This window comes from Hansschlegelia beijingensis (assembly GCF_045505405.1).
GTDB lineage: Bacteria > Pseudomonadota > Alphaproteobacteria > Rhizobiales > Methylopilaceae > Methylopila > Methylopila beijingensis_A.
On record NZ_JBJKEX010000007.1, the window covers coordinates 1 to 26,240 of the forward strand.

General features: G+C 67.5%; 25 protein-coding genes. 14 read left to right on the forward strand and 11 right to left on the reverse strand.

All coding sequences use genetic code 11. The annotated features are described in order from the left end of the window. Positions 1 to 242 (reverse strand): DEAD/DEAH box helicase (locus tag ACIKT0_RS01045; protein ID WP_407103568.1); only part of this gene is annotated, 242 nt, incomplete at its 3' end. Positions 243 to 734: 492 nt separating this feature from the next. Here ACIKT0_RS01045 and ACIKT0_RS01050 point away from each other — a divergent pair. Continuing rightward, the gene (locus ACIKT0_RS01050) at positions 735 to 2,129 is read left to right on the forward strand and encodes an LLM class flavin-dependent oxidoreductase (protein ID WP_407103569.1); all 1,395 of its coding nucleotides are present in this window, start codon (positions 735 to 737) and stop codon (positions 2,127 to 2,129) included. A gap of 107 nt (positions 2,130 to 2,236) precedes the next feature. On the opposite strand, the gene ACIKT0_RS01055 is transcribed toward ACIKT0_RS01050, so the two are convergent. Both ACIKT0_RS01055 and ACIKT0_RS01060 read right to left on the reverse strand, forming a co-directional pair. Then, on the reverse strand, positions 2,237 to 3,895 hold the full coding sequence (locus ACIKT0_RS01055; RefSeq protein WP_407103570.1) for an alkaline phosphatase family protein: 1,659 nt from the start codon (positions 3,893 to 3,895) through the stop codon (positions 2,237 to 2,239). Between the two features lie 263 nt (positions 3,896 to 4,158). Beyond that, complete coding sequence (locus ACIKT0_RS01060; protein WP_407103571.1) at positions 4,159 to 5,778, reverse strand: Na+/H+ antiporter; 1,620 nt, start codon at positions 5,776 to 5,778, stop codon at positions 4,159 to 4,161. 420 nt (positions 5,779 to 6,198) lie between these two features. Between ACIKT0_RS01060 and ACIKT0_RS01065 the strand changes: the two genes are divergently transcribed. From ACIKT0_RS01065 to ACIKT0_RS01090, 6 genes are all read left to right on the forward strand, one after another. Further along, positions 6,199 to 6,870, forward strand: coding sequence for an ABC transporter permease (locus ACIKT0_RS01065; protein ID WP_407103572.1), 672 nt, complete (start codon positions 6,199 to 6,201; stop codon positions 6,868 to 6,870). Between the two features lie 47 nt (positions 6,871 to 6,917). Beyond that, positions 6,918 to 7,904 carry an ABC transporter substrate-binding protein gene (locus ACIKT0_RS01070; RefSeq protein WP_407103573.1) on the forward strand — a complete coding sequence of 329 codons (987 nt, stop codon included), beginning with the start codon at positions 6,918 to 6,920 and terminating at the stop codon, positions 7,902 to 7,904. Positions 7,905 to 7,927: 23 nt separating this feature from the next. Further along, a complete protein-coding gene (locus ACIKT0_RS01075) occupies positions 7,928 to 8,758 on the forward strand; it encodes an ABC transporter ATP-binding protein (protein WP_407103574.1) in 831 nt (276 codons plus the stop codon). 46 nt (positions 8,759 to 8,804) lie between these two features. Beyond that, positions 8,805 to 10,481, forward strand: coding sequence for a carbon-nitrogen hydrolase family protein (locus tag ACIKT0_RS01080; protein ID WP_407103575.1), 1,677 nt, complete (start codon positions 8,805 to 8,807; stop codon positions 10,479 to 10,481). Between the two features lie 106 nt (positions 10,482 to 10,587). Beyond that, positions 10,588 to 11,535: a LysR family transcriptional regulator gene (locus ACIKT0_RS01085; protein WP_407103576.1), complete on the forward strand. Its 948-nt coding sequence runs from the start codon at positions 10,588 to 10,590 to the stop codon at positions 11,533 to 11,535. Positions 11,536 to 11,757: 222 nt separating this feature from the next. Continuing rightward, positions 11,758 to 12,768, forward strand: a complete 1,011-nt coding sequence (locus tag ACIKT0_RS01090; protein ID WP_407103577.1) for a LysR family transcriptional regulator — start codon at positions 11,758 to 11,760, stop codon at positions 12,766 to 12,768. Here the strand turns inward: ACIKT0_RS01090 and ACIKT0_RS01095 are convergent. Genes ACIKT0_RS01095 through ACIKT0_RS01110 form a run of 4 tightly spaced genes read right to left on the reverse strand, consistent with a single transcriptional unit; the run spans position 12,702 to position 15,408 of the window. Beyond that, entirely contained in the window at positions 12,702 to 13,364 is a 663-nt protein-coding gene (locus tag ACIKT0_RS01095) for a nitrile hydratase subunit alpha (RefSeq protein ID WP_407103578.1), read from the reverse strand. The two genes, ACIKT0_RS01090 and ACIKT0_RS01095, sit on opposite strands and share 67 nt — an antisense overlap. Then, the gene (locus ACIKT0_RS01100; protein WP_407103579.1) at positions 13,361 to 13,711 is read right to left on the reverse strand and encodes an SH3-like domain-containing protein; all 351 of its coding nucleotides are present in this window, start codon (positions 13,709 to 13,711) and stop codon (positions 13,361 to 13,363) included. The genes ACIKT0_RS01095 and ACIKT0_RS01100 overlap by 4 nt, the downstream gene beginning before the upstream one ends. Beyond that, entirely contained in the window at positions 13,708 to 14,037 is a 330-nt protein-coding gene (locus ACIKT0_RS01105; RefSeq protein WP_407103580.1) for a nitrile hydratase, read from the reverse strand. Before ACIKT0_RS01105 ends, ACIKT0_RS01100 begins: the two co-directional genes overlap by 4 nt. 9 nt (positions 14,038 to 14,046) lie before the next feature. Beyond that, positions 14,047 to 15,408: a CmpA/NrtA family ABC transporter substrate-binding protein gene (locus ACIKT0_RS01110; protein WP_407103581.1), complete on the reverse strand. Its 1,362-nt coding sequence runs from the start codon at positions 15,406 to 15,408 to the stop codon at positions 14,047 to 14,049. Positions 15,409 to 15,668: 260 nt separating this feature from the next. On the opposite strand from ACIKT0_RS01110, the gene ACIKT0_RS01115 reads away from it, so the two are divergent. Together ACIKT0_RS01115 and ACIKT0_RS01120 are read left to right on the forward strand one after the other, a co-directional pair. After that, complete coding sequence (locus ACIKT0_RS01115) at positions 15,669 to 16,685, forward strand: formamidase (RefSeq protein WP_407103582.1); 1,017 nt, start codon at positions 15,669 to 15,671, stop codon at positions 16,683 to 16,685. A 189-nt stretch (positions 16,686 to 16,874) separates the two neighbouring features. Further along, positions 16,875 to 17,438 carry a DUF3280 domain-containing protein gene (locus ACIKT0_RS01120; protein ID WP_407103583.1) on the forward strand — a complete coding sequence of 188 codons (564 nt, stop codon included), beginning with the start codon at positions 16,875 to 16,877 and terminating at the stop codon, positions 17,436 to 17,438. 126 nt (positions 17,439 to 17,564) lie between these two features. Here the strand turns inward: ACIKT0_RS01120 and ACIKT0_RS01125 are convergent, their stop codons facing one another. Continuing rightward, positions 17,565 to 17,813 (reverse strand): hypothetical protein, encoded by a 249-nt coding sequence (locus ACIKT0_RS01125; RefSeq protein ID WP_407103584.1) that lies wholly within the window; start codon positions 17,811 to 17,813, stop codon positions 17,565 to 17,567. A gap of 325 nt (positions 17,814 to 18,138) precedes the next feature. After that, positions 18,139 to 18,513, reverse strand: a complete 375-nt coding sequence (locus tag ACIKT0_RS01130; RefSeq protein ID WP_407103585.1) for a response regulator transcription factor — start codon at positions 18,511 to 18,513, stop codon at positions 18,139 to 18,141. Positions 18,514 to 18,951: 438 nt separating this feature from the next. Here ACIKT0_RS01130 and ACIKT0_RS01135 point away from each other — a divergent pair, with 438 nt between their 5' ends. From ACIKT0_RS01135 to ACIKT0_RS01145, 3 genes are read left to right on the forward strand one after another with little or no spacing between them, the layout of a single operon-like run. Continuing rightward, positions 18,952 to 19,731, forward strand: a complete 780-nt coding sequence (locus tag ACIKT0_RS01135) for an alpha/beta fold hydrolase (protein WP_407103586.1) — start codon at positions 18,952 to 18,954, stop codon at positions 19,729 to 19,731. A 57-nt stretch (positions 19,732 to 19,788) separates the two neighbouring features. Further along, entirely contained in the window at positions 19,789 to 21,003 is a 1,215-nt protein-coding gene (locus ACIKT0_RS01140; protein WP_407103587.1) for an HlyD family secretion protein, read from the forward strand. 18 nt (positions 21,004 to 21,021) lie between these two features. Continuing rightward, complete coding sequence (locus tag ACIKT0_RS01145; RefSeq protein ID WP_407103588.1) at positions 21,022 to 22,608, forward strand: DHA2 family efflux MFS transporter permease subunit; 1,587 nt, start codon at positions 21,022 to 21,024, stop codon at positions 22,606 to 22,608. Positions 22,609 to 22,645: 37 nt separating this feature from the next. On the opposite strand, the gene ACIKT0_RS01150 is transcribed toward ACIKT0_RS01145, so the two are convergent. Then, positions 22,646 to 23,701, reverse strand: a complete 1,056-nt coding sequence (locus tag ACIKT0_RS01150) for a helix-turn-helix transcriptional regulator (protein WP_407103589.1) — start codon at positions 23,699 to 23,701, stop codon at positions 22,646 to 22,648. Positions 23,702 to 23,709: 8 nt separating this feature from the next. After that, the gene (locus ACIKT0_RS01155; protein ID WP_407103590.1) at positions 23,710 to 24,711 is read right to left on the reverse strand and encodes a helix-turn-helix transcriptional regulator; all 1,002 of its coding nucleotides are present in this window, start codon (positions 24,709 to 24,711) and stop codon (positions 23,710 to 23,712) included. Positions 24,712 to 25,029: 318 nt separating this feature from the next. Here ACIKT0_RS01155 and ACIKT0_RS01160 point away from each other — a divergent pair, with 318 nt between their 5' ends. Next, positions 25,030 to 25,632: a dimethylamine monooxygenase subunit DmmA family protein gene (locus ACIKT0_RS01160; RefSeq protein WP_407103591.1), complete on the forward strand. Its 603-nt coding sequence runs from the start codon at positions 25,030 to 25,032 to the stop codon at positions 25,630 to 25,632. After that, on the forward strand, positions 25,629 to 26,240 hold a 612-nt coding region (locus ACIKT0_RS01165), incomplete at its 3' end, for a ferredoxin reductase (protein ID WP_407103592.1). The genes ACIKT0_RS01160 and ACIKT0_RS01165, both read left to right, overlap by 4 nt.

Here is a 26,240-nt window from a genome sequence, read left to right on the forward strand (position 1 = left end):
GTCGGCGCCACCACCAGCGCAAGCGGCGCGCCGGCGGCTGCGAACGCGCCGTCGGCCAGCAGCGTCTCGCCCATCGCGAGACCGTAGGCGACGGTCTTGCCCGAGCCCGTCTGGGCGGAGACCAGCAGGTCGCGGCCGGACATCGCCTCCTCGACGACCGCGCTCTGCACGGGCGTGAGCTCGGAATAACCGCGCGCGGAAAGCGCCCGGCTGAGGGGAGAGTCGTTGAGCGGCAGGGACACGAGAAGCTGCTTTCGATGAACGCGGCGCGGCGAGCCGACGCCGCGCGCGACGTCCGAGCCAGCCATGACCTGGATGTGAGTTGGCGGCCTTATAGCAGAACAGGCGCGAATATGCGCGGCTATTCGCCGGGCCGGTTCCAGAGCGTTTTCCGTGACATCCGGGTCGTCCCGGCCGGCGCCGGCGCGCTCCGGGGATCGCGGCCTCCCAGTCGCCCCGTGACGCGACTGTTTGGAAAAACCGATCGGACGTCCGCAGTTTTTATCGTTTGTTCCCGCAGGCGGCCGTCCGTAGCCTGCTCCGGCACAGGAGCCTCAGACGATGGCGGCGTTGACCAGGGCGATCCGGCCTCTCGTGGGCATGCAGCGCGCGTCCGGAGGCCTGGCTCATGCGGGCGCCTGCGCCCGCCCCTTGTCCTGATCCGCCTCGGCCACTCCTCAGGCGCTCTCGCCGCCTGACCGCCCGATCCAGTTACCGATGAGCGCCATCCCGACATGTCAAAGCAGATCCGGCTCAACGCCTTCGTGATGAACTGCATCGGCCATCAGTCGATGGGCATGTGGCGCCATCCGCGCGATGAATCGCGGCGCTACCGGACGCTCGACTACTGGACGAACATCGCGCGCACGCTGGAGCGCGGCCTGTTCGACGGTCTGTTCATCGCCGACGTGCTTGGCGTCAACGACGTGTATGGCGGAGACGCCTCGGCCGCGATCCGGTCCGCGGCGCAGATCCCGATCAACGACCCGCTGATGCTGGTCTCCGCGATGGCGGGGGCCACCAGCCATCTCGGTTTCGGCGTCACCTGCTCGCTGACCTACGAGACGCCCTTCGTCTTCGCCCGGCGGATGTCGACCCTCGACCACCTGACGGGCGGCCGCATCGGCTGGAACATCGTCACCGGCTACCTCGACAGCGCGGCCCGCGCCGCCGGCATGCGCAAGCAGGTCGCCCATGACGAGCGCTACGACATGGCCGAGGACTACATGGCGGTCGTCTACAAGCTCTGGGAGGCGAGCTGGGACGAGGACGCCATCGTCTGCGACCGCGAGGCGGCGGTGTTCGCGGACCCCGCGAAGATCCGCGTCATCCGGCATGACGGCCCGTACTTCCAGATCGAGGCGATGCATCTGTGCGAGCCGTCGCCCCAGCGGACGCCGGTGCTCTATCAGGCCGGCGCCTCGCCGAAGGGCATGGGCTTCGCGACGCGCCACGCCGAATGCATCTTCATCAACGGCCCGTCCAAGAACGTCATCGCGGGCTATGTCCGGCGCCTGCGCGAGGCCCTCGTCGCCCAGGGTCGCGCGCCCGACAGCGTGCTGATCTTCAACATGCTCACGGTGATCGTGGCGGAGACCGACGCGGAAGCCGAGGCGAAGCTCGCGGAGTACCGCCACTATGTGAGCCGCGAAGGGGCTTTCGCGCTGCTGTCGGGATGGAGCGGACTCGACTTCTCGCAGCTCGATCCCGACGAGCAGGTCCGCCACGTCAGGACCGACAGCATGCAGACGGCGATCGACCGCTTCAGCGCTGCCAACCCCGACAAGACCTGGACGGTCGGCGAGATGGCGGATTTTTCCGGGATCGGCGGGGCCGGGCCGGTGATCGCGGGATCGCCCCAGACGATCGCCGACGAGCTCGAAGGGTGGATGGAGGCGACCGGAGTCGACGGCTTCAACCTCGCCTATACGGTCATGCCCGAGTGCTACGTCGACTTCGTCGATCTGGTCGTGCCGGAACTGCGCAAGCGGGGCGTCTACAAGCAGGACTATGCGGAAGGCACGCTGCGCGAGAAGCTGTTCTCGGCGGGACCGCGGATCGGCGCCGGTCATCCGGCGGCCGAGATCCGCGCCCTGAAAGGTCAGGAGCCCGCGCTCCAGGACGCATAGCCGGAGGCGCGCCGGCCATGATCGGCGTCGAGGCTGAGCCGGTCCTGCAGGACCGGCGCGGACGCGGCCCCGGCTTTCGCCGCGGACGCGCCGGCCCCTCTTGGCCGTCAGCGCAGCATTTCGGTCAGCACGCTGCCCTCGCAGCCGTTCGGCGGCCTGACGTTCAGGATGTGCGCGACCGTGCGGGCGAGGTCGACCGTCTCGGAGTCGCCGTACTTGCCGGGGGCGATCCAGGCGGGCCCGTACATCGCCAGCGGCACGTTGGTGTCGTAGGCCCAGGGCGAGCCATGGGTCGACGCGTAGCCCTTGGGCTTCGCGAACAGGTACCAGTTCGGCTTGTTCATGATGACGATGTCGCCGCTGATTTTCTGGTGCCAGGCCAGCGTCACCTGCTTGGCGAGCCTGGTCGCCGGCATCTGCCCCCGCTCCAGCTGGGTGCGGGTGAAGACCGCCTCGACGCCCGGATACTCCCGCAGGAAGGAGGCGATCGCCTCTTCCACCTCGGCCTTGTCGAGCTTGCGCTCGGCCAGCATCGCGTAATCGATGTAGAGGTTCGGGTTCCACCAGGTCGTGACGTACTTGCCGTCGCCATACTGCTTCGACAGCGCGGCGTTCACGTCGTTGATCATGGCTTCCGGATCGATGCGGCCGGCGTCAAGCCGGCGGCTGGAGCTGTATTCCGGGATGTTCATGAAGCCGTGGTCGGCCGACAGCGTGATCAGCACGTTGTCGAGCCCGACGCGCTCGTCGATGAACTTGAACAGATCGGCGAAGACGCGGTCGAGGCGCACCGTCTGATCGTGCGACTGGCGGCTTTCCGGGCCGAACAGGTGGTTGACGTAATCATGGCTGGTCCAGCTCAGGGCGAGCAGGTCCGGCGCCCCGGATGGATTGCGGCCGAGGTTCTCGCCCTCGATGGCGGCCTTCACGAAGTCCAGCATCAGCAGGTCGCCGAACGGCGTCCACATGGTCGCGTCGTAATAGCCCTTTCCGGGCTTGTCGCTCGCGGCCCCGCCGTCGATCGGGTGCGGGAACTTCACGCCCAGCCCCTTGTAGTTCGTCGACCAGGGCTGGTTGTCGGGAACCGACCGGGCATAGGCCTCTTCGGGCATGGACAGTGTCCAGGTCTGGCCGAAGAACCTGTCCTGCGGCTTGTTGGCGTAGAACGCCGTCCACCACTCCGGATACGCGGCCATGTAGTAGTCGGAGGTGATGAAGCGCCCCGTGGTCGTGCTGTGCATGTAGGCCGTGCCGAACTGACCAGCGAGGCCGATCGAACTGCGGTCCTTGCCGGCGATCGCGATCACCTTGGACTTGCCGTTGGCGTAGATCATCTCGTCGCCGACGGTCGTCACCTTGATGTTGAAGGGCGAGGTGCCGGCGTGGTCGGCCGTTTCCTCGTCCAGGTATTTGTGGCGAGGGTCTTCCGTGGAATAGACGCGCTTCTTCGTCTGCTTGTCGATCCAGTCATTGCCGATCACCGCGTGCTTGTACGGGTGGGCGCAGGACAGCAAGGTGGCGTGGCCCACCCCGGTGTAGGTGGTGGCGTGACTGTAGTGGTTGTTGCCGTACCAGGCGCCCTTGTCCAGCAGCAGCTTCAGTCCGCCGTCGCCGAGCTGGTCGTAATACTTGACGAACTGCTCCTGCGGGAAGCCGTCGATGGCCATGAACAGGACCAGCTTCGGCGGCGGGGCGACCGCTTCGGCGGCCGTCGCGGCCTTTCCGGCCGTCGCGATCAGGGCCAGAGCCGCTGATCCGGTGATCAACGATCGAACACCAAGTCGAGATAGGCACGAAATTTGAATACCCTCCCGTTTCTTTGTTATCGGGATAGTTTATTTGATGCTATATTATGCGCAATGGCTGTTGCGCTGCAAAAGATCTGCAACGGGAAGTCACAGTAGATCCTGGCGACAACCTCCCGGCGCCGGCGGGAATGTCCGGCGCGCGAGCGCTATAGGGGCCGCCGCCGAAGCGCGGGCGGCGCATCATCCGCGGTATCGGGTCTCCAGCAGGTCCAGCTCCCGGATCATCTTGCGGGCCGTGGCGCTGCCGATCCGCCGGCTCCGGAACAGCTGAACACTGCGTCCCGCTCGGCCTTCAGGCCGACCAGGCGGAAGTCGCGCTCCAGCCTGTCCTGCAGTCGCGCCTCCGCGGAAGCCGTCGCCCCCTGGCTGCTGCTCTCGATGCGGTCGCGGTAGAGATCCATTACGCGGCTGCCGGCCGCGGCGTAGAAATCCGCGTCGCCGCGCTGCTCCGCCAGCTCGTGCTGCCTGCGCCCGATCTCGCGGATGGCGGCTTCCGAGGCGGCGAGGCGCGCGGCGTCCTCCTCGGCCTGGAGCGAAGGCTCGGGAGGCATCGTCAGCCCCTTGAGCAGGAGCGGGAGCGCGACGCTCGCCATCACCGTCGAGACGATGATGACGCCCGCCGCGAGAAAGATCGCGAGATCGCGCGCCGGAAACGGGGCGCCGTCGCTGAGGGTCAGCGGCAGGGTGAGCACGCCGGCGAGCGTTATGGCGCCGCGGACGCCGGCGAAGGACATCGCCGCCACGAGCCGCCAGTCCGGCTTCTGGGCCGCCGTGGCGCCCGCCGGAGAGCCCGCGCGCTGGCGCAGCAGCGTCAGCCACAGCGAGACCCACACCCATGCGAAACGAAGCGCGGCCAGGCCTACGACGATCGCGACGACGTAAAGCGCGAGCCAGGCGGCTCCCTGATGGCCGGTGACCCGAACGGTCTCGGCCGAGCGCGAAAGGATGCCGGGAAGCTGCTCCCCGAGCAGCACGAAGATGATGCCGTTCAGGGTGAACTGGATCATGTCCCACACCGAATTCCGGCGCATCCGGGTGCTGGCCATCGTCTGGCGGGAGATTTCCGCGAACGTCATGGTTACGCCGGCCGCGACCGCGGCGAGAATGCCGGAGGCCTGCAACTGCTCGGCGAGCATGTAGGAGCCGAACGGGATGAGCAGACTGATCAGGATCTGCGCGCCCGGCTCCTCGCCGTACCGTTGCGAGACCCAGGCCTTGGCGCGGGTCACGGAGAGCGTCACCGCCGCCCCGACCAGGCCGCCGACGCCCGCCACCCATAGAAAGTTCAGCGCGGCGGCCGGCAGCGAGAACGTGCCCGTCAGCGCCGCCGCCACGGCGAAGCGCAGGCAGACGAGGCCTGAGGCGTCGTTGAGCAGCGACTCGCCTTCCAGGATGTGCATCATCCGGCGCGGGATCGTCACGCGGGCCGAGATCGCCGACACGGCGATCGGGTCCGTCGGAGAGATCACCGCCGCCAGCGCGAAGGCGACGGTGAGCGGCATCGCCGGGATCATCCAGTGGATGAAGAATCCCATGCCGATCACGGTGAGCAGAACGAGGCCGAGCGCGAGCTCGACGACCGTCGTCACATCCTTGAGCAGCTCGTCCTTCGGAATCCGCCAGCCGTCCAGGAACAGGAGCGGCGGGATGAACAGGAGCAGGAACAGCTCCGGGTTCAGCTCGACGCGATAGGAGGTGGACAGCCCGACCACCGCGCCCAGCATGATCTGCACCAGCGGCGTCGGCAGCGCGATCGGCAGCATCCGCGATACAGCGCCGCTGACCACGACCGCGAGCAGCAGAAAGAGGACGATCGATACGGTCTCCAACCTGCGCTCCATCTGCGGTCGCCGATTACCCCCGTCTTGGGGTCCGACCGGCCGGAGGCAACCCGCGAAGGCCGCTCGCCTTCCGGCCGGGCGGCCGCCACGCGCCCGGGGCGCCGAAGTCCGCGCCATGCCGACCGCACGTTTGCGTGAGATTTCCGCCGCCAGCACGAGCGAAAGCCTCATGACGATATGGAAAATTGCACAGTGCGGTGCAGCACTCGCACTTTTCCGGGCCAGCGCCTTCGTGGCACTGTCAGGTCATCAAGTGCTCGTCGGCAAGAAGACGCAAGCAGCGCCTTCTACCGTTGAAGTTGGAAGGTCCGGATCGTGGGCGCGGAAACCGCAAAAGCGTACCTGAGCAAGGCTGTCGAAAAGTCAATCGGACCAGCGCTGCTGATCGGAGTATGGTGGATCGCTTACAGCGCGCAGCTGGTGAACAAGGATCTTCTTCCGTCACCGTTCACCACGATTCATGACACGTTCGCTGAAGTCGCCGCAGGCGCCTTCAACCAGGACTTCATGAGCACCCTGTCGCGGGTCGGCTGGTCGATCGTGATCGCCGTCGCGGCCGGCGTGCCGGTCGGCATCATCCTCGGGGCCAAGGCGGCGGTCTACCGGTCGGTCGAGTTCCTGATCGACTTCTTCCGCTCCACGCCCGCGACGGCGATGTTCCCGCTCTTCCTGCTTCTGTTCGGGCTCGGCGACGCAGCCAAGATCGCCGTCGCTGCCTTCGCCGCCTGGCTGGTCATCGTCTTCAACGTCGCCTACGGCGTCCTGAACGCGCGCCGCACCCGGATCCTCGCCGCCCAGTCCATGGGCGCGTCCCACCTGCGCATCTTCGGCGACGTCATCTTCTTCGAGACGCTGCCGCAGACCTTCGTCGGCCTCCGGAACGCGGTTTCGATCGCCCTCGTGGTCATCATCGTCGCCGAGATGTTCATCGGCGCGACCGACGGCCTCGGCCACCGCATCATCGACGCGCAGATCTCCTACGAGCTGCCCGACATGTACGGCTCGATCCTGGTGACCGGCGCGCTCGGCTACGGCCTCAACCTCCTCCTGCTCGTGCTCGAAGGCCGGCTCATCCACTGGTCCGGCCGATGATCGCCCGCCCTCTCTCCTCCCGCAGCTCGCACCGAAAGAGCCACCGCATGCGCGCCTCCGCCGCACCGCTCGCCCTCGCCGCTCTCCTCGCCGCCGGCGCTCCCGCCCTCGCGTGCGATCGCATGGAGAAGGTCACAGCCGCCTGGCTGCCGATCATGCAGACCACCGCCTACTACGTGGCGCTCGAGGAGAAGCTCTTCGAGAAGGCCTGCATCGAGATCTCCTCCGCCAAGATGGAGTCTCCCAACCACATCATCGACGCCCTGGTGTCCGGCCGCGCGGATTTCGGCCCTCCCGGCGCGGCGGCCGGCATCGCGATGGTCGCGGAGCAGAAATTCCCGGGCACGTTCAAGGTGTTCGGGCTGCAGGGCGGCGGCATCAAGGTGGACCGCATCAACGACGGCCTGATCGTGAAGCCCGACAGCCCGATCCAGACCTTCATGGATCTCAAGGGCAAGACCCTGGGCCATGTGCCCGGCATCCAGTGGCGCACCATCGCCCGGCATCTGGTGCGCGAGTCCGGCCTCGACCCCGACAAGGACGTGAAGCTCGTCGATCTCGCGGTGGCCATGCAGGTGCCTGCGGTGGTCGGCGGCACCGCGGACGCGACGCTTTCGCTGGAGCCCGTCGGGTCGATCGCAGCGGCGTCCGGCAAGGCCAAGCGCGCCATGGTCAACCCGGTCGCGGCCGTCATCGCCGACCCGTTCTACTCGGGCGCTTCGCTGATCACCGTGCGCTTCCTCAAGGAGCGGCCGGCGGTCGCCAAGAAGGTCGTCGAGGTGATCGACCAGGCGACCGCGCTGGTGAACGCCGACTTCGACAAGTACAAGAAGGTTCTCCCGAAATACACCGCCATCCGGGAAGAGCAGCTGCCGTCCGTGGCGCAGCCTTACCTGCGCGGCTTCTCGGACATCAGCGATGTCGACACGGCGTCCTATCAGGCTCTCGTGGACGTCTTCATCAAGGAAGGCGTGCTGACCGGGCCGCTCGACGTGCGGACCAAGATGCTCACCGCCGCCGATCTCGGCAGCTGACGGCGAACTGGGGAGCGACCGCCTTGGCCTCGATCCACGCGCTGAAGCCGACGCCCACGGAGCCTCCGGCGCCTCGCGCCGGCAGGGTCGGCAAGCTCGCCATCCGGGGCTTGTCGAAGAGCTTCAACGGAGCCGTCGTCTACAAGGACTTCAACCTCGAGCTTCCGCTCGGCTCCGCGATCTCGATCTTCGGGCCGAACGGCTGCGGCAAGAGCACCCTGATCAACATGATCTCGGGCCTCACGCCGATGGATGCGGGGGAAGCCCTGTATGACGGGCGCACCACCCGGGAGACGCGGATCTCCTACGTCTTCCAGAACTACCGCGAGGCGCTGTTTCCCTGGCGCCGCGCCATCGACAACATCGAGTACCCGCTCAAGCTGATGGGCGTGCCGAGGGCCGAACGTCGGCGGCGCGTCGAGGAGATCGTCGCCGAGTTCGACATGAAGTTCGACCTCGCGGCTTATCCCTACACGCTCTCCGGCGGCCAGCAGCAGACGATCTCCATCCTGCGCGCGCTGGTCACTGACCCGGAGGTGCTGTTCCTCGACGAGCCGTTCTCCGCTCTCGACTACGAAATGACGCTGCTGATGCGCGCGCAGCTGCAGAAGATCTACCTGAAGCGCCGGATCACGACGCTGCTCGTGTCGCACGATCTGGAGGAGGCGATCGAGCTCGCCGACAAGCTGGTGCTGCTGACCCGACGTCCCACGCGGGTCGCCGAGATCGTCGAGGTGGATCTGCCCTGGTCGCGCGACGCCGAGGCCACGACATCGGAGGCGTTCGTCGCCCTGAAGCGGCGCTGCCTCGAGACTTTCTGGCGCGAAGTCAAAGCCGCGCCCGAGCCGAACTGAGTTCCTGGCGGCCTCCGCCACGCCGTTACACAGAAGGACCATCATCATGACGAAGCGACGCTTCCGCGCCGCAGCGGTGCAAACGCTCGCGCGCCTCGGGGACTACGACCACAACATCAAGCTCGCGACCCAGTATGTCGAGGACGCGGTCCGCCAGGGCGCCGAGCTCATCGTGTTCCCCGAATGCATGGACACCGGCTACCTGTTCGACTCCGCGGACCACGCCCGCGAGCTCGCCGAGACGGTGACTGACGGCCCGTTCGTCACCGCGCTGTCGGCTCTCGCCGCCAAGCACGGCGTCTACATCGCGAGCGGCGTCACCGAGTGGGACCCGGAGAAGAAGAAGATCTTCAACTCGGGCGTGATGTTCGACCGCAAGGGCGCGCTCGCCTGTCACTACCACAAGCAGTTCCTCGCCACGCACGACCAGAACTGGTTCGAGTTCGGCGAGCGCGGCTGCCCCGTGGTCGACACCGACCTCGGCCGCATCGGCCTGCTGATCTGCTTCGACGGCCGCATCCCCGAGATCTTCCGCTCCATGACGCTTCAGGGCGCTGAGATCATCGTCGACATGGCGAACTTCTTCGCGATGGACCAGGCCGACATGTGGGGCCCGGCGCGCGCCTATGAGAACGGCGTGTGGCTCGTCGCCGCCACCAAGGCCGGCTACGAGCGGTCCATTTACTATCCCGGCGGCAGCATGATCGTGGACCCGAAGGGCCGCGTCGTCTCCAAGGTGCCGTACGACACGCATGGCATGGCGGTCGCCGACGTCGATCCCGAGATGGCGGGCGACAAGTCGATCTACGCCGCCGACGACAAGATCGCCGGCCGCCGTCCCGAGACCTATGGCGCGCTCGCGCTGCCCTACGAGCAGACGCCGGTCTGCGGTCTTGCGGATCAGCCGCTCGTTCCCTCGAAGAGCGTCACCAAGGTCGCGGCCGTGCAGATGCACTGTACCCGTGACGCGGCCGACCCCGAGGTCGTGCTTGAGATGATCGACCACACCGCCAAGCTCGGCGCGAAGGTGATCACCGCGCCCGAATACGCCTTCTCGCCGACCTTCGCCCCGAGCGCCTCCGAGGCGCAGGAGCAGGCGAGGGCGACGCCGGCGATCCTGGAGCGGGTCTCGGCGATCGCGTCGAAATATGACTGCCTGATCGCCGCCCCGCTGATCGAGGAGGACGCCGGAAAGCTGTTCGTCTCGACCGTCCTGATCGGCTCGGACGGCGGCCGCATCGGCAGCTACCGCAAGACGCATCTGACGGCTGAGGAGCGCGCCTGGGCGACCGCGGGCGACGCCTACCCGGTGTTCGACACGCAGTTCGGGCGCATCGGCGTGATGTCGGGCTTTGACGGGGTGTTCCCCGAGACCTCGCGCTGCCTCGGCGTCGGCGGGGCCGACATCGTGCTGTGGCCGGCGGCGCTGCGCGAGCCGTTCGAGCGCGAACTGCTCGCCGTGCCGCGCGCCGAGGACAACCGCGTCGCGCTCGTGCTCGCGAACCGGGTGGACTCGCCCTATCCGGGCGGCAGCATGGTGGTGCCCCCGACCGGCTTCCCCATGTGGGACATCAACGTCGCGGCTCCCCGCTCGCTCCAGCTCGGCGCGGTGATGCCGCGGCATGTGGATCTCGCGGTCTGCCGCCAGAAGATGATGATCCCGAAGGTGGACATGTTCGCCAATCGCATGCCGGACACCTATGCGCCTCTCGTCGCGGCCTAAGGGCTCGGACCTCGCGGAGCCGGCGTCATCGCCGGCTCCGCAGCTGGCGCTGGCCTCCGCGTCAGGTAAGACTCTGCCGATCACGTCGATCGACGGAGGCCGAGGGATGAGCGAGGCCAGAGCGCCCCTGCGCTACGACTGGAACGACATCGTCTACTTCCTCGCCGTCGCCCGTCACAAGAACCTCGGCCGCGCGGCCAAGGTCCTCCGGGTAGACCACACGACGGTGAGCCGCCGCGTCCGGGAGCTGGAGCGCAGCCTCGGGGCCAATCTGTTCAAGCGCAGCCGCACCGGCTTCACGCTGACCGAGATCGGCACGCGTCTCATGCGTCACGCCGAAGGCATGGAGAACCAGGCCAACGCTCTGACCGAGACGGTGGGCGTCGGCAGCGACGCCGGCGGCGCCGTGCGCATCGCCACCATGGAGGGCATCGGAAGCTTCTACCTCACGGCCCGGCTGGGCGCGTTTCGCGAGCGACACCCCGGCATTCTGGTCGAGCTCATCACCGATACCCGCACGCTCGACCTGACCCGACGGGAAGCGGAGATCTTCGTGACGTTCTTCCGTCCGCCAGGCCGCGGGCTCCAGACCGCGAAAGCCGGAGAGTTCCGAGTGTCGCTGTTCGCCTCCGAGGCCTATCTGGCGCGGCATGGCCATCCGAGCAAGACGGCGGATCTTGAGGCGCATGACTTCATCGACTTCGTCGACGAGTACATTTCCGTCAACGAGAATAAGTGGCTGTCGGACGTGTATCGACCCGCCAATACGGTGTTCCGCAGCACCAGCCTGGTCGCGCAATACGCCGCCGTGACGTCGGGGCAGGGGATCGCGATGCTTCCGAGCTTCGTCGCGGCGAACAACCCATCGCTGAAGCCCGTGCTTCCAAAGCTCTCCACGGTGCGGGACATCTGGATCTCCACGCATGACGACACGCTTCATGTGTCGCGGATCAAGGAGGTGGTGAAATTCCTCCAGCGGCAGATCCAGGAGGACCAGGATTTTCTTCGTGGCGGCGCGACGCATGACGGCGACGACCGCGTCCGGTTGAAATGATCCGCGCATCGAGCCCATGACCGTCGCGCGCCGCCGCGCTACGGTGATGGGCGCGAACCCAGTGCTGACATAGAGCCAGATCCGGCTGATTGGTCGGCCGAGCCTTCGCGGCTCGCGGGTCGCGCTTTGCCTGTTTGGCGCGCCTCCGATCCCGGCGCGCGGCTTGCTTGCCATCCGGAGCGGGGTCCCGTTCTATCGGGGCCGCAACAGGGTTGTCGCCGCGTGGCTCTGAACCTCAAGCATCTCCGCTACGTCGTCGCGCTGGCGCGCCATCGCCATTTCGGCCGGGCGGCCGCGGAGTGCGGGATCACCCAGTCCGCGCTCTCGCAGGCGATCCGCCAGCTGGAGAGCGACCTCAACACCCTGATCATCGACCGCCACAACCAGGGCTTCGAGGGCTTTACCCCTCAGGGCGCGATGGTGCTGGCTTTCGCGCGCCGCACGCTCGACCATCACGAGCATCTCGTTCAGGACATCATGTCGGCCGGGGACGAGCTGAGCGGGCACATACGGCTGGGCGTGATCCCGGTCGCGACCCCCGGCATCTCGATCATCACCACGGCCTTCAACCGGCTCTTCCCAGACGTGAGCGTGTCGGTGACCTCGCTCAACTTCACGGACCTAAAGAGCGGCCTCGAGAACTTCGACCTCGACCTCGGCATCAACTATCTCGACCACGGCGCCTCGGCCGGGCTGCGGCCGTACTTCCTCTACGACGAGAGCTACTTCCTCATCGCGCCGGCCGACCACCCGATCGCGCAGCGGAAGTTCGTCACATGGACGGAGGCGGGCCGCCTGCCGCTATGCATGCTGACGCCCGACATGCAGAACCGCCGCATCCTGGATCGCGTGTTCTCCAGCGTCGGCGTGACGCCGCGCACCGTGCTGGAGACCAACTGCGCTCTCGCGCTCTGCTCCCATGTGCGCCCCGGCCACTGGTTCGCGGTCGTGCCGAACAGCTTCTTCATGATGGTCGGAGACTGGAGCCAGACGCGGGCGGTGCCGCTGATCGAACCCCGCATCACGAACACGATCGGCATGATGGTGCTGGAGCGCGAGCCCCAGCCCCCGGCGGTGCGCGCCTTCATCGAGGTCGCCGAGGACATCCGCATGGCGAGCGAACTGATGCGCTACGCCCCGGCGCATCTGAAGCCGGAGCGCGGCGATCAGGAGACGGGCGCCACCACCGACACCCCGATCATGCAGTCGCGCGTCACCAGCCCGGCGAGCTGATCCTCGCTCATGGCCTCGCTTCCGGCGGGCCGCTGCGGGAGCACCAGGTAGCGCATGTCCGCGTTGCTGTCGTGGACCAGCACGCGCGCCTCGTCCGGCACCTTCAGCCCGAACTCCTCCAGCACCGCCCGCGGCTCCCGCGCGGCGCGCGAGCGATAAGCCTTGCTGATGTACCAGGCCGGCGGCTGGCCGAGGATCGAGCGGGGGTAGCAGGAGCAGAGGGTGCAGCAGACCAGATTATGCGTCGTGGCGTCGTTCTCCACGACGATGAGCTGCGCCTCGCCGACCCCGACGCCGAGCTCGGCGGCCGCCGACTTGCCGTCCGCCAGAAGCCGCCGCCGATAATCGTCGTCGACCCAGGCCCGGGCGACCAGCCGGGCCCCGAGATGCGCTCCCGGAGACTCCAGGCGCTCGATCTCTCGCCGCACCTCTCCGGGGAAGACGAGGCCACGCTCGACCAGCAGCGCCTGCAGCGCGTCGACCAGAATCTGGCCTTCGATGTTGCCCGCGTCGTCCTCGACGACGAGCGGCTCGTGGGCGTCGTGCTCGTGATCGTGCCCGTGATCATGAGCATGGTCGTGATCGTGGTCGCTCAAGGGCGGCCTCCATGTTCGAAAGCTTCGTCGTCGCGCGCTGGCGCGCCGTCCTGCGGGGCGGCGGCCGCCGGCGCGAGCCAGTGGTCGTAGAGCTCGAGGCAGAGCATGTCGGCCGGCGAGCCCCGGTAGTCGTCCCAGAGGTCGGTCATCGCGAAGCCGACCCGGTAAAGCGGCACGACGGGGCCGCACACCTTGCCGATCGAGAGCTCCTCGGGGTTGAGGTAGGAGCCGCAGCGGTGCAGCACGACGCCCTCGCGCCGGCGGACGTAGAACGGGGTCCTGACATGCCCGGGCTTGCCGAGCTCCAGGACCGAGACCCGGTCGCCCGCGTCGAAACGGGGGCTCATGACCGGCAGGCGGCCGGCGGCTCCCACCGCGCGCGGGCCTCGGCGATGGCGGCGTCGAGCTCGTCGCGCGTGAACACGTCCTTCTCGATGAGGATGTCGATCATCGCCTCCAGCCGCCGCCGGTAGAAGGACAGCTTCTTGTACTTGTCCTCGCCGAACGACTCGAAGCCGCGCCGCAGTTCGTCGAGCGACATCATGCGGCGCGTGCCGTCGCCGAGCAGGCTCCGGATCGCCTCGACCTGCTTCTCCCAATGCAGCCAGGGCAGCTCGACGATAGGGATGGGGCCGGCGTCCTTGCCGCCGATGTCGTGGTAGCCGCGTGTCATCGCGTTCTCTCAGATGCTCTTGATGGCGAAGCTGTCGACATAGGCCTGGGGCGCGGAAGGATCGAACGCCCGGCCCATCACGACGGGCTGGAACGGCGTCACCGAGGCCTCGAAGCCGATCTCCTTCATGCGCCTGGCGGCGTCGGTCGCGAGAAAGACCTTCTCGGCCATGGCCGCATAGTCGATGTCGGCCGGGACCATGTTCCAGCGGCGCAGCTGGGTCAGCAGCCAGATCGCGGTCGAGCGGTGGGGAAGCGCCTTGAAGCCGATGCGGTCCGGCTCGTTGACCACCTTGCCCAGCCCGTCGGCGTAGCGGCCCGTGAGCACCTGCTCGAGAACCGTCTGGGGCTGGTTGAGATAGGCCGCAGGCGCGAGCAGCTCCGCCACCTGCTTGCGGTTCTCGGGCTTGTCGGCGAACTCGGTCGCCCGCACCACGGCGCGGAACATCGCCGCGTAGCTGTTGGGGCTCTCGGTGATGAACCTGTCCGTGACGGAGAGCACGCAGCAGGGATGGTTGGGGAAGATGTCGCGCGTCAGCGCGTGCAGGAAGCCGACGCCCTCGAACACCGCGCGCTGGCCCCACGGTTCGGCGAACAGCATCCCGTCCAGATTGCCGGACGCCATGTTGGCGACCGAGTCCGGCGGCGGGAACACCCGGAGCTCGACGTCGCGGTCGGGGTCGAGGCCGTTCTCGGCCAAATAGTATCGCAGCAGCATGGCGTGCATCGAATGCTGGTGCGGGATGCCGAACTTGAAGCCCTTCCAGTCCTTCGGATCGCGCCGATCCTTGTGCCGGACGCTGAGCGTGATCGCGTTGCCGTTGACGTTCTGGACGGTCGAGACGTGGGTGGGCAGCGTCGGGCCGCCGACGCCCATCGTCATCGTGAGCGGCATGGCGAGCACGAGATGGCTGGCGTCGAACTCGGCCGAGATCAGCTTGTCGCGCACGATCGCCCAGCCGGGGGTGCGCGCGAGATTCACCTCGAGCCCTTCCTTGCCGTATTCCCCCATCGCGTGGGCGAGGAGAAGCGGCGTGGTGCAGGTGATCGGCACATAGCCGACGTTCAGCTTCGCCTTCTCGGGCTTCGCGGCCTCCTGCGCGATCGCCTGGGCGGCGCCGAGAGGAAGAAGCTGGGCGATCGCCGCCAGCGCGGTCGACGCGCCGACCGCCTTGAGGAAGGCGCGCCGGAACATCGGGTCGGGCGCTATGGCGCCCAGGAAGGCGGTCTCGACCAGACGGTCCACGCGGGCTTCCACGCCGTCATGGGCGTCGCCGGACCGCGCGCTTTGGTACGTCCCGAGATGGCTGTCGAGAGCTCCGCCGCAGCCGCATGCGCAGCGCGGCGTCAGCCTGGGAGGCGTTTCGGTCATGCGCCGGGTCCGTGTCTGGTGTGGGCCACGGCGCTCATCAGCAACCTCCATGCCACGGCCGGGCCGGCCGCCGTCGACTGGCGTTCAAGCCGATAAGCGGGCTCATTAGGATTGCTAATCGGCATGTTAGGCGGCGCGGCATCCATGCTGGGCGGCCGCTGGTCTAATATTTGGACTGTGCATCCGGCGCGATGTGGCCGAGGCTCTGCTCCCGAGCGCGGGCCAGCGCGGCGCGCTCATCTGTCTTGGGGGTGGAGCCAGTGAACGGCCTCGGCGGATTGAACAAGTCGGAGCAGGGCGTCGTCCTGGGCTTGGTGCAGCTCCAGCTGCCCACGGTCGTGACGCCTGAGGACCTCGCGGCCCAGACCAGGGTCATCGTCGAGATGGTCGGCAAGGCGCGCCGGAACCTCGGGACGATGGACCTCGTGGTGTTCCCCGAATATGCGCTGCACGGCCTTTCGATGGACATCAATCCGGCGATCATGTGCCGGATCGACGGGCCCGAGGTCGCGGCGTTCAGGCAGGCCTGCGTCGACAACCGGATCTGGGGCTGCTTCTCCATCATGGAGCTGAACCCCGGCGGCATGCCGTACAACACCGGGCTCATCATCGACGATGAGGGCGAGATCCGGCTGAACTACCGCAAGCTCCACCCCTGGGTGCCGGTCGAGCCGTGGGAGCCGGGCGATCTCGGGATCCCGGTGATCGAGGGGCCGAAGGGCGCCAAGATCGCGCTCATCATCTGCCATGACGGCATGTTCCCCGAGATGGCGCGCGAGTGCGCCTACAAGGGCGCGGAGATCATGATCCGCACCGCGGGATACACCGCCCCGATCCGCCAGAGCTGGCGCTTCACCAACCAGGCCAACGCCTTCCAGAACCTGATGGTGACCGCGAACGTCTGCATGTGCGGCAGCGACGGCTCCTTCGACTCCATGGGCGAGGGCATGATCGTGAACTTCGACGGGACCGTCATCGCGCATGGCGAGACCGGCCGGCCGAACGAGATCATCACCGCCGAGGTCCGCCCCGATCTCGTGCGCGAGGCGCGGATCGGCTGGGGCGTCGAGAACAACATCTACCAGCTTGGCCACCGCGCCTATGTGGCGGTGAAGGGCGGCGCGCAGGACTGCCCCTACACCTTCATGCACGACCTGGTGGCGGGGACCTACCGGCTGCCCTGGGAGGACGAGGTGAAGGTTGTCGACGGAACCTCCTGCGGCTTCCCGGCGCCGACGCGGCTTTACGGCGAGCGGACGAAGCAGGCCGCCGAATAGCACGGCCGGCGCCCGGACATCCGATCGCAGGACGCCCTCCCGCCCGCTAAACTTTTTATGCGCCACCGCCACGATCGGCGCGTTCCTGGCGATCAGCCCCGCAGGCGCGCGCCCTGGACCCTGTGGATCTCCCGCGTCGGACAAACGTTTGCTAGAGATGTTGTCCGCCGACAATCTCAGGAGAGCCTCATGATAAACCTTTCCGGCCGCACGCTGCGCCGCGCCTCGCTTGGGGCGAAGCTGCTGGCCGCGGTAGCCCTGGCGGCTCTCCTGGGCGGGACGCCGTTCGGCGCGGCTTCTGCTGAGCCGGCGAGTCCGGTCCCGGTCGCGTTGCTCAGCGTGAAGATGCAGAACGACCACGCGGAGTGGATCCCGACCTCGGACGCCGAGCGCGACCGGATCAGGAAGGTCGAAGAGACCTTCAGGACGATGCTGGAGCAGTCCGGGAGGTACACGTTCAAGCCGATCGATCCGGCGATGCAGGCCGAGATCGATAAGGACCAGGCGCTGGGATCGTGCTCGGGCTGCGAGTTCCGGTACGGAAAGGCCGCAGGGGCTCGGGAGGTCGCCTGGATCGAGGTCCAGAAAGTGTCCGAGCTGATCCTGAACCTCAACGTCTACATGGCGGACGTCGAAACCGGGAAGCGGGTATTCGGGAAGAGCGTGGACCTGCGCGGGAACAGCGACGAGTCCTGGCGGCACGCGATCAGGTATCTGGTGAAGAACTACCTGTTGCCTTCAGCGAAGAGCTGAAGGCGCCGGCCCCTGCGGGCCGCGCGCCTTGTCGGGGGGCGCTCGACGAACCGCGCGCCTCACAGATGCGTTCGGGCCTCGCCCTCTTCCCCGACGCCGGGGGCGGGGCGAGGCCGGAAACGTATGTCAGCCGTTGTTCCGGTCAGCGTCCCACCGAATGGCCTCTTCGGTGGTCTGCGGCGCCGGATAGCTCCGCGCCCGCTCGACGCGGACCGAGCCGGTCGTCTCGACAGAGCCGTCGCCGCGCGAGGAGGCAGCGGCCCGCTCGGAGTGGACCGTCGCGTAGCCGCTGTTGGCGCGCGAGGTCAGGTCGTGGGCCGAAGCCATGCTGCAGCTCAGAGCCAGGGCGCCGATGGCGTAAATGATGGTCTTCATGATCTTCTCCCGTTGTGAGGCGCCGTCCCGTGACGGCGTCGTGAGGAGAGATTTAATCCGGTGACCCCGCCGGCGACATCGCACGTGGATATCGCAAGTTCATACGTTGGTTTGCATCGTTTAGTCTGTCAGGCGTGCTGTGAGGCAGCGGCGCGATATTGTGGCGTCATCATCAAATTAAGCCGCAATTCCGCCGCCAGCGAGGCGGGCGGAATGCGGGATGCTGGCGCATCTTGTCAGTGGGCTGGAAGCTGGGGCCGGCCAATGGCCGCGCCCGTGAGCGGTGATCGGGCGCCGACGCCCGGCAGTCGATGACGCGGCGTGTTCAGGCCGGCTCGGCCAGCGCGTCCTCGATGCAGCGGATCAGCGTCTCGCCGTCGGAGGGTTTCGTGAGGAAGCGGTAAGCGCCGTTCGCCAGAACCTTCCGGCGCACATCCTCGGTCGGAAAGGCGGTCATGAAGATGATCGGAAAGCGAACGCCCGCCGACAGCAAGACTTCCTGCAACCGGTCCCCGGTCATCGCCGGCATCTGAACGTCAGAGATCATGCAGGCCGGCTGCTCGCTGACGCCGTCACGGAGAAACTCGGCGCCCGAACCATAGGTGCGGGCCTGATAGCCGAGCGATCGCACGAGGCTTGCGAGCGACGCGCGCACGCCCTCGTCGTCGTCGACGATCGCGATGGTGGGGGGCTTGGCCATAACATTCCTCTGCATCTCTGAGATGCAACGAGCGGCGCTCGACTAGGGCCCAATCTAGGTCGGCCTCCCGAGATCGTGAATCATACACAGGTGTGCGCAGCTCGAGGCCGGCCGATACGAGCCGATCGCTTGCGTCGAGCGCGCCGCGTTGGCAGGCGACTTCGCGTCATCTTGGCGGTGACTTCGCCGTGGCTGAGCTCAACCGCCATCCGCCTGAACGCTCTCGCGCCCGCCGGGCTACGCCCCTGGCGGCGCGTCAGGAACTCTCCTCCGGATCAGCGCTTGGCCCATGACCGGCCGGCGGCCATGACGCCGAAACGTCAGTTCGCACATACCTGAGTATAGGGCGCTGGAGCCATGGGTCTGATCGATTTATTCTTCGCAAGGTCGATAATCGGCTGCGTCAATATTCCAAACAGCTGACCGAGGACCCCGACCATGATGGACCGCCGCATGTTCTCCGCCGTCTTGGCCGCCGGCGCCGCCGCTGCCGCCGTCGGCGTGGCTGCGCCCGCCCGCGCCCAGCAGAAGAGCCCGCCTGTTCGCGCCAACAACGTCGTGCTGGCGCACGGGCTGTTCGCCGACGGTTCGTGCTGGAGCGAGGTGATCGCCCGGCTGCAGGCCCAAGGCCTCAACGCCACCGCGGTGCAGAACCCGCTGACGACGCTGCCCGAGGCGGTCGCTGCGGTCGAGCGGGTGCTGGACCGGCAGGACGGTCCCACCGTGCTGGTCGGACATTCCTTCTCCGGGATGCTGGTCACCGAAGCCGGCGTCCATCCCAAGGTGTCGTCGCTGGTCTATGTCGCCGCCCGCGCGCCGGACGCCGGCGAAGACTATTCGGCGCTGGCCAAGACGTATCCGACCCCGCCCGCGAGCGCCGGGATCGTGTTCGACGGCGACGAGGGCCGTCTGACCCGGGAGGCGTTCCTCAAGGACTTCGCCGGCGACCTTCCCGAGGCGAAGGCTCTGGTGCTCTATGCCGTGCAGGAGCCCTTCCGCAAGGAGCTGCTCGCCGGCAAGACCAGCCACGCCGCCTGGCGCTCCAGGCCCAGCTTCTATGCCGTCTCGACCAATGACCGCACCATCAACCCCGACCTCGAGCGGTTCATGGCGAAGCGCATGGGCGCCAAGACCATCGAGGTCGAGGCCAGCCATCTGTCGCTGATCTCGCAGCCCGAAATCATCTCCAAGCTCATCCTCGAAGCCGCCGGCCGCTGAGGCCGCCCTCATCGGCGCGACGGCGCCGGCGCGGTCGCTCACAGCCAGGAGGCTGACATGACCAGTCATCAGAACAACTTCACGGTGGACCGTGAAGTTGATGCTTCCGAGGCTCTCGACGTCTCTCGCGCCGAAGCGAGACCGTCGAGCCGGCCGGCCGCCGCGGACAAGACGGGCGAGACGCTCGCTCCGGGTAAAACCCGGGGCAGGCTGGCGAAACGTCTTCTGATGTATGGCGGCGCCATCGTGGCTCTCGCTATCGGAGGGTATTACGGCCACGATTACTGGACCGTCGGCCGCTTCCAGATCTCGACCGACGACGCCTATGTCCAGGCCGACAACGTCACCATCGCGCCCAAGATCCCGGGCTACCTCGCCCGCGTGCTGGTCGGCGACAATGAGCCGGTTCGAGCCGGTCAGGTCCTCGCCCAGATCGACGACCGGGACTATCGCGCGGCGCTCGACCAGGCGAAGTCCGACGTCGCCCTCTCCAGAGCCGCCATCGAGGGCGAGAAGGCCGCGATCGAGACCCAGGCCTCCGTCATCGACGCCGCGAAGGCGACGCTCGATCTCGATCAGGCGAACCTGACCTTCGCCGAGCAGGAGAACCGCCGCTTCTCGGACCTCGCCAAGACCGGCTACGGGTCCGTCGAGAACGCCCAGAACGCCGCGTCGCGGATCGCGGCCGCGCAGGCGACCGTGCAGCGCGACCAGGCCTCGCTCGCCTCGGCGACCAAGCAGGTCGACCAGCTCAAGGCCGACCTCGCCCAGGCCGAGGCCAGGCTCCTGCACGATCAGGCGGTCGAACTTCAGGCCGAACTCAACCTGAGCTACGCCACCATCGTTTCTCCCTCGGATGGCGTCGTGGGGAACCGCACGCTGCGCGTCGGCCAGTATGTCCAGGCCGGCACTCAGCTGATGTCGGTGGTGCCGCTGAACGCCGCCTACATCGTCGCGAACTACAAGGAGACGCAGCTCACCGACGTGAAGCCGGGCCAGCCGGTCGACATCGAGGTCGACATGTTCCCCGGCCGGGTCTTCCACGGCGTGGTCGACAGCCTTGCGCCGTCGAGCGGGCAGACCTTCGCGCTGCTGCCGCCCGATAACGCGACGGGCAACTTCACCAAGGTCGTGCAGCGCATCCCGGTGCGCATCAGCCTCGCGGGCGACGTTCAGGCGGCCGGCGATCTCCGCCCCGGCATGTCGGTCGTGCCAAGAATCGACACGCTGGCGAAGCCCGGCCCGGCCCTCGTCGCCGGCGCGGCCAAGTAGCTCGCCGGGAGGCCAGCCATGTCCGCGACGACAGCGACGATGACGGGCCCGGCGCCGTTCGGGGCCCGCGCCGGGGCCAGCCTGACGGACTGGATCGCGGTGTCGGCCGCGATGATCGGCGCCTTCATGGCGATCCTCAACATCCAGATCACCAACGCCTCCCTGCTCAACATCGAGGGCGGCATCGGCACCGGCGTCGACAACGGCGCCTGGATCTCGACCGCCTATCTGATCGGCGAGATCATCGTGATCCCGCTGACCGACTACCTCAGCCGGGTGTTCTCGTTTCGCCGCTACATTCTGGCGAACGCCATCCTGTTTCCGCTGTTCTCGATCGCCTGCGCCTTCACGCACGATCTCGGCTCGATGATCGTTATGCGCGGCCTGCAGGGCTTCGCCGGCGGCGTGCTCATCCCGATGGCCTTCACGTTGATCCTGACCAAGCTTCCGAAGCCGCAGCAGCCGGTCGGTCTCGCGATGTTCGCCCTGGCGGTGACGTTCGCGCCGGCGATCGGGCCGACCATCGGCGGCTACCTGACGGAGAACTACGGCTGGCAGTCGATCTTCTACGTCAACGCGGTTCCCAGCGTCGTCATGATCATCGCCCTCGCGGCCACGCTGGAGGCGAGCCCGATGCGTCTCGACCTGTTGAGGGAAGGCGACTGGGCCGGCATCGTCACCATGGCGATCGGGCTTGCGGCGTTCCAGACCGTGCTGGAGGAAGGCGAGAAGGACGACTGGTTCGCCTCGCCCTTCATCTTCCGGCTGAGCCTGGTCGCGGCGGCTTTCCTCACTGTCTTCATCTGGATCGAGCTCACGACCGCGAAGCCGCTCGTGAACCTCCGGCTGCTGAGGGAGCGCAACTTCCTGATCGGCGTCGTGGCGAACACGCTGCTCGGCGCGGCGCTGTTCGGCACCGTGTACCTGCTGCCGCAATATCTCGGGCAGGTGCAGGGCTACAACGCCGAGCAGATCGGGTCGGTCCTCGCCTGGACCGGCCTGCCGCAGCTCCTGCTGATCCCCTTCGTGCCCATGCTGATGCGGCGCTTCGACGTCCGGCTCATCACCTTCGCGGGCCTCGCGCTGTTCGCGGGGAGCTGCTTCATGAACGTGGCCCTGTCGCCCGACAGCGCCGGCGACCAGTTCTTCCTGCCCAACGTCATCCGGGCGCTTGGCCAGGCGCTGGTCATCGCCCCGATCAGCGCGATCACGACCAGCGGCATCGCGGCCAGGGACGCCGGCGCGGCGTCCGGCCTGTCAAACATGCTGCGCAACCTGGGCGGCGCCGCCGGCACCGCCGCGCTTGCGACCATCGTCACCAAGCGCGAGCAGTACCACTCGAACATCATCGGCCAGTCCGTGAACCTCGGTCGGGACGAGGTCCGGGCGCGCATCGACCAGATGGCCGGCTATTTCATGTCCCATGGCGTGACGGACCGGGCGCTCGCGAACCACGAGGCGATAGTCCAGATCGGGCAGGTCGTCCGGCGGCAGTCGTTGATCATGGGCTTCGGAGACGCCTTCGCGGTGGTCGGCCTGCTGCTCGCGGCGGCCGCCGTCGCCATTCTGGCCGCGGCGAAAGCCCGCTCGGGCGCCGAGAGCTGACGAGCGAAAAGGGCCGCCCCGGCGTCGCCCCGTGGCGTCACGACGGGGCGGCGAGGGCCGCGGCCGTTCCGAACTTCTGCACGAGCGCGCGTTCCGAATGGACGCCCGCCTTGCGATAGATCTTCATGCGGTAGTTGTTGACGGAGCGCTTGCTGATCGCGAGCCGCTGGGCGATCCCGCCGGTCGATGACCCCGACATCATCAAGTGGAAGACGATCTTCTCCTGGGCCGTGAGGCAGCGCTCGAAAGCGGCGCTGTCGGCGCCTCCGCTTCCCCTGACGGTCTCGGGCGTCGGCTGGTCGAGCAGGATGAAGATCGTGCCGCCGGGCGCCAGGGGGAAGTATTCGGAGAGCGTCTCTCTTTTCAGGACATGCGATTTCAGCGGCGTAAGGCGCTCCGGATCAGGCTCCTGGGTGGCGCGCAGGATCGATCGGTCCTGCTCCGCCGCGGCCCGCCATGCGGGGGTGGAGAGGATCTCCAGCCCTCTGCGGTCCTTGATGAGCATGGGGCGGTCAGCCGGAAAGCCGTCGCAGGCGCGCCTCGAGCGCCGGAGCTGCGCGAACAGGCGCCCGGTATGGGTCGCGTAGAAGCCATCCAGCAGGGGAAACACGGTCCTGGCCAGCTCGATCTCGCTCTCGTGGAAATAGCCGGTCTCGCGTTCGAGAAAGACGCCGATCGAGGCGTGCCCCACGGTGGAGAAGAAGACGCCGAGCTCGTCGCTCACATTCGCGACCGGCTTGAACACGGCGTTGTAGGCCGTGGGGTCGACGCCCTGGTCGGTATCGTCGAACTGGCGCAGCGTCCTGACGCCCGGCTCCTCGTTGAGCGCCCAATGCCTGGAGAACGGGTCGACCGCGCTGCAGTTCGCGTCGTAATGCGCGAGCACCTCCGCCGGCACGTCGCGGGTGAAGATGACGGTCGGAACGGCGCCGCGCGCGTAGCGGATGATCCAGCTCGAGCTGTGCGGGATCAGCGATCCGAACGTGCTGACGAGCTCCCGGTGGAAAGTGTCTGCGCCGAGCGAGGCGGTCAGAGCCCCGAGCGCCGCGAACCAGGCTTCGCCGCCCAGGGCCGTTGCTCCGCGCGACGCCATCGTCTGCATCAGGCCAGAAGAGCCATGTATTTCTGGACCAGCTCCCGCTCGGTCGAGACGCTCGCCTTCCTGTAGAGGCGGATCTTGGTGTTCTTGACCGTTCCGGGGCTGATGCCGAGCTGCTCGGCGATCCTCGGCGTCGGGACGCCTCTGAGGGTGAACTCCATCACCTCCCGCTCGCGCGGGGAAAAGCGGGCGAGTTCATCGGTCGGCGGCAGCTGCCCGTATCCGTTCGGCCGATGCTCGACGACGAACATCGAGCCGCCCGGGGCCAGCGGGAAATCGGCGCCGAGCTCCTCGAGCCTGAGGATCATCGAGCCGATCGCAAGCTCCTCCACGCGGCCTCTCGCGGCGAACGCCACCTTGTCGAGCAGCGCCGGCGTGACCTTCTCGAGGGTTCGCCAGGACGCGCTCGCGTAGACCGTCTCGCCGGCGCAGTCGCGGATCAGGGTCGGCCGGTCGGGCAGCCCGAACGCCTCCGGAGCGTCGCCGGCGGCGAGTTCGCTGAAGATCCAGCCGAGATGGACGCGGTGGAAGCCCGCGAGCGCAGGGTAGAGCAGCCGGGCGCGCTCGATCTCTTCGTCGCTGAAATGTCCGTTCTGGCGCTCCAGGAAGAAAGCGAAGCAATTGTGCGCGGTCTCCGGCAGGAAAATGCCGAGCTCGTCGTCCATCTTCGCCGCCGTCAGGAAGCGCTTGGTGTAGAGCAGATAGTCGGCGCTCTCGTCGTGGAGCTGCGACAGGGCGTAGACGCCGCCCTCGCGCTGGACGTTCCAGCGCTTGCAGAACGGGTCGATGGCCGAGCAGCGGGCGTCGTAGATGGTGCGCACCGCGTCCGGGACATTGTGGGTGTAGACGACGTCCGGCGGCAGCTTGCCGGAGTAGCGGATGATCCAGACCGCCTGGCTCGGAATGCTCGCCTCCAGGAGCTTGATCAGCTCCCGGTGGAAATGCTTCGAGCCCATCGATTTCACGACCTCGCCCGCGATCCCGTGCCAGACGGCGTCATCCATCCGAGGCAGGTCCGATCGAGCGCGGGCGTCAGTCATCGCTCAGGGGAAGCTCCGGCCCATCCGCAGGGGCGGGGTCCGGTTTGAGGAGGTCGCATTCGACGATCACCTCGCTTGTTCTTCATCCGCTCGACGCCTCGATGGTGACAGTCGGCACTATTGCCGCCGCTGACGCACCCGGAGATCATCAATTGCGCATCGGAGGGCCTCCCGCAAGCGGGTTGAGCAACGCTGGCCAGTATATTCTGGCGAGCCGTCGTTTCGATCTGCCCGGATCTCGCGCTCCGCGTCGCTATACATTTTATCGGTGGATGCACTCAAGTGTTGGTGTCCGAGATAAAGAGCCGTCCGGTTTATTGCGGGTTGCGGGTTGACGGGTCGGCTTTGCGTCATCTTGTGGCTGCGGAGGGCGAGGGTGCTCTTGCGGTGATCGAGGCTTTCGGCGGGGCGCGGGAGGCGCTTGGCCGGACCGCGATCCTTTACTGTCCGGCGGGGTCGGCGGGGCGGGACCATGGGGCGGCGCTGCGCGATCTCGGGGCGGACGTGGTCCATGTCATGCCGTCGGCGCAGACCCTGCTGTTCCGCCTCAACGCGATGCTCGACGTCGCCACGATGGGGACCCGGCTCTACGCCGCGGGGCGGGAGGGCTTCATCGGCTCGGTGGTTGCGGCGGCGGCGGCGCGCGGCGTCGACCACCAGTCGATCCGAACCGAGCATCGCGGCTCGCTCGCCCGCCGGGTGCAGTGCGTGCACTGCAAGGGCATGACCGAGGACGTCACCGCCACGCCGTTCGTGTGTTCGCATTGCGGGCTGACGCTGTTCGTCCGCGACCACTTCTCGCGCCGGCTGGGCGCGTTCCAGGGGGTCTGCGTCGACGCCGAGGAGCCGGGCGTGATCCCGCCGGCCGAGGAGCTCTACCGGTGAGCGGCGGCCTGGAGATTCCGGTGCGGGTCGTCGCGGTCGAGCAGGCGACGCCGACGGTGAAGCGCTTCAGCCTCGCCTCCGCCTCGGGCGAGAAGCTGCCGCTGTTCTCGGCCGGCGCCCATGTGGTGGTCAGCATGCAGGACGGCCACCACCGCATCCGCAATCCCTATTCGCTGATCGACCGGGCGCCGGACGGCTCGCACTACCGGATCGGGGTGCTGCGCACGCCGAACTCGCGCGGCGGCTCGGTGTTCATGCATGAGCGGGTCGCGGTCGGCTCCGAGCTGGTCATCAGCATGCCGGTCAACCTGTTCCCGCTGGTTCACGCCGGACGCAAGCACATACTGGTCGCCGGCGGCATCGGGATCACGCCGATCTACGCGATGGCCGAGGAGCTCAGGAGCCGCAGCCAGCGCTACGAGCTGCACTACGCGATGCGCGACGAGGCGCATGGCGCGTTCGCCGAAGAGCTCGTGGCGCAGCACGGCGACAAGGTCCGGCTTTACCGCGACGACCGCCAGGAGGTGATCCGGGTCGACGAGATCCTGCCCAACCAGCCGCTCGGCACGCATCTTTACGTGTGCGGGCCGGAGGGCATGATCGACGCG

Excerpts from the sequence above, each read along its gene's own strand:
- ACIKT0_RS01050 (WP_407103569.1), top strand. The coding sequence starts at position 735 with ATGTCAAAGCAGATCCGGCTCAACGCCTTCGTGATGAACTGCATCGGC.
- ACIKT0_RS01060 (WP_407103571.1), bottom strand. The coding sequence starts at position 5,778 with ATGGAGCGCAGGTTGGAGACCGTATCGATCGTCCTCTTTCTGCTGCTC.
- ACIKT0_RS01070 (WP_407103573.1), top strand. The coding sequence starts at position 6,918 with ATGCGCGCCTCCGCCGCACCGCTCGCCCTCGCCGCTCTCCTCGCCGCC.
- ACIKT0_RS01080 (WP_407103575.1), top strand. The coding sequence starts at position 8,805 with ATGACGAAGCGACGCTTCCGCGCCGCAGCGGTGCAAACGCTCGCGCGC.
- ACIKT0_RS01085 (WP_407103576.1), top strand. The coding sequence starts at position 10,588 with ATGAGCGAGGCCAGAGCGCCCCTGCGCTACGACTGGAACGACATCGTC.
- ACIKT0_RS01100 (WP_407103579.1), bottom strand. The coding sequence starts at position 13,711 with ATGAGCCCCCGTTTCGACGCGGGCGACCGGGTCTCGGTCCTGGAGCTC.
- ACIKT0_RS01105 (WP_407103580.1), bottom strand. The coding sequence starts at position 14,037 with ATGACACGCGGCTACCACGACATCGGCGGCAAGGACGCCGGCCCCATC.
- ACIKT0_RS01110 (WP_407103581.1), bottom strand. The coding sequence starts at position 15,408 with ATGACCGAAACGCCTCCCAGGCTGACGCCGCGCTGCGCATGCGGCTGC.
- ACIKT0_RS01120 (WP_407103583.1), top strand. The coding sequence starts at position 16,875 with ATGATAAACCTTTCCGGCCGCACGCTGCGCCGCGCCTCGCTTGGGGCG.
- ACIKT0_RS01125 (WP_407103584.1), bottom strand. The coding sequence starts at position 17,813 with ATGAAGACCATCATTTACGCCATCGGCGCCCTGGCTCTGAGCTGCAGC.
- ACIKT0_RS01130 (WP_407103585.1), bottom strand. The coding sequence starts at position 18,513 with ATGGCCAAGCCCCCCACCATCGCGATCGTCGACGACGACGAGGGCGTG.
- ACIKT0_RS01135 (WP_407103586.1), top strand. The coding sequence starts at position 18,952 with ATGATGGACCGCCGCATGTTCTCCGCCGTCTTGGCCGCCGGCGCCGCC.
- ACIKT0_RS01140 (WP_407103587.1), top strand. The coding sequence starts at position 19,789 with ATGACCAGTCATCAGAACAACTTCACGGTGGACCGTGAAGTTGATGCT.
- ACIKT0_RS01145 (WP_407103588.1), top strand. The coding sequence starts at position 21,022 with ATGTCCGCGACGACAGCGACGATGACGGGCCCGGCGCCGTTCGGGGCC.
- ACIKT0_RS01150 (WP_407103589.1), bottom strand. The coding sequence starts at position 23,701 with ATGGCGTCGCGCGGAGCAACGGCCCTGGGCGGCGAAGCCTGGTTCGCG.
- ACIKT0_RS01155 (WP_407103590.1), bottom strand. The coding sequence starts at position 24,711 with ATGGATGACGCCGTCTGGCACGGGATCGCGGGCGAGGTCGTGAAATCG.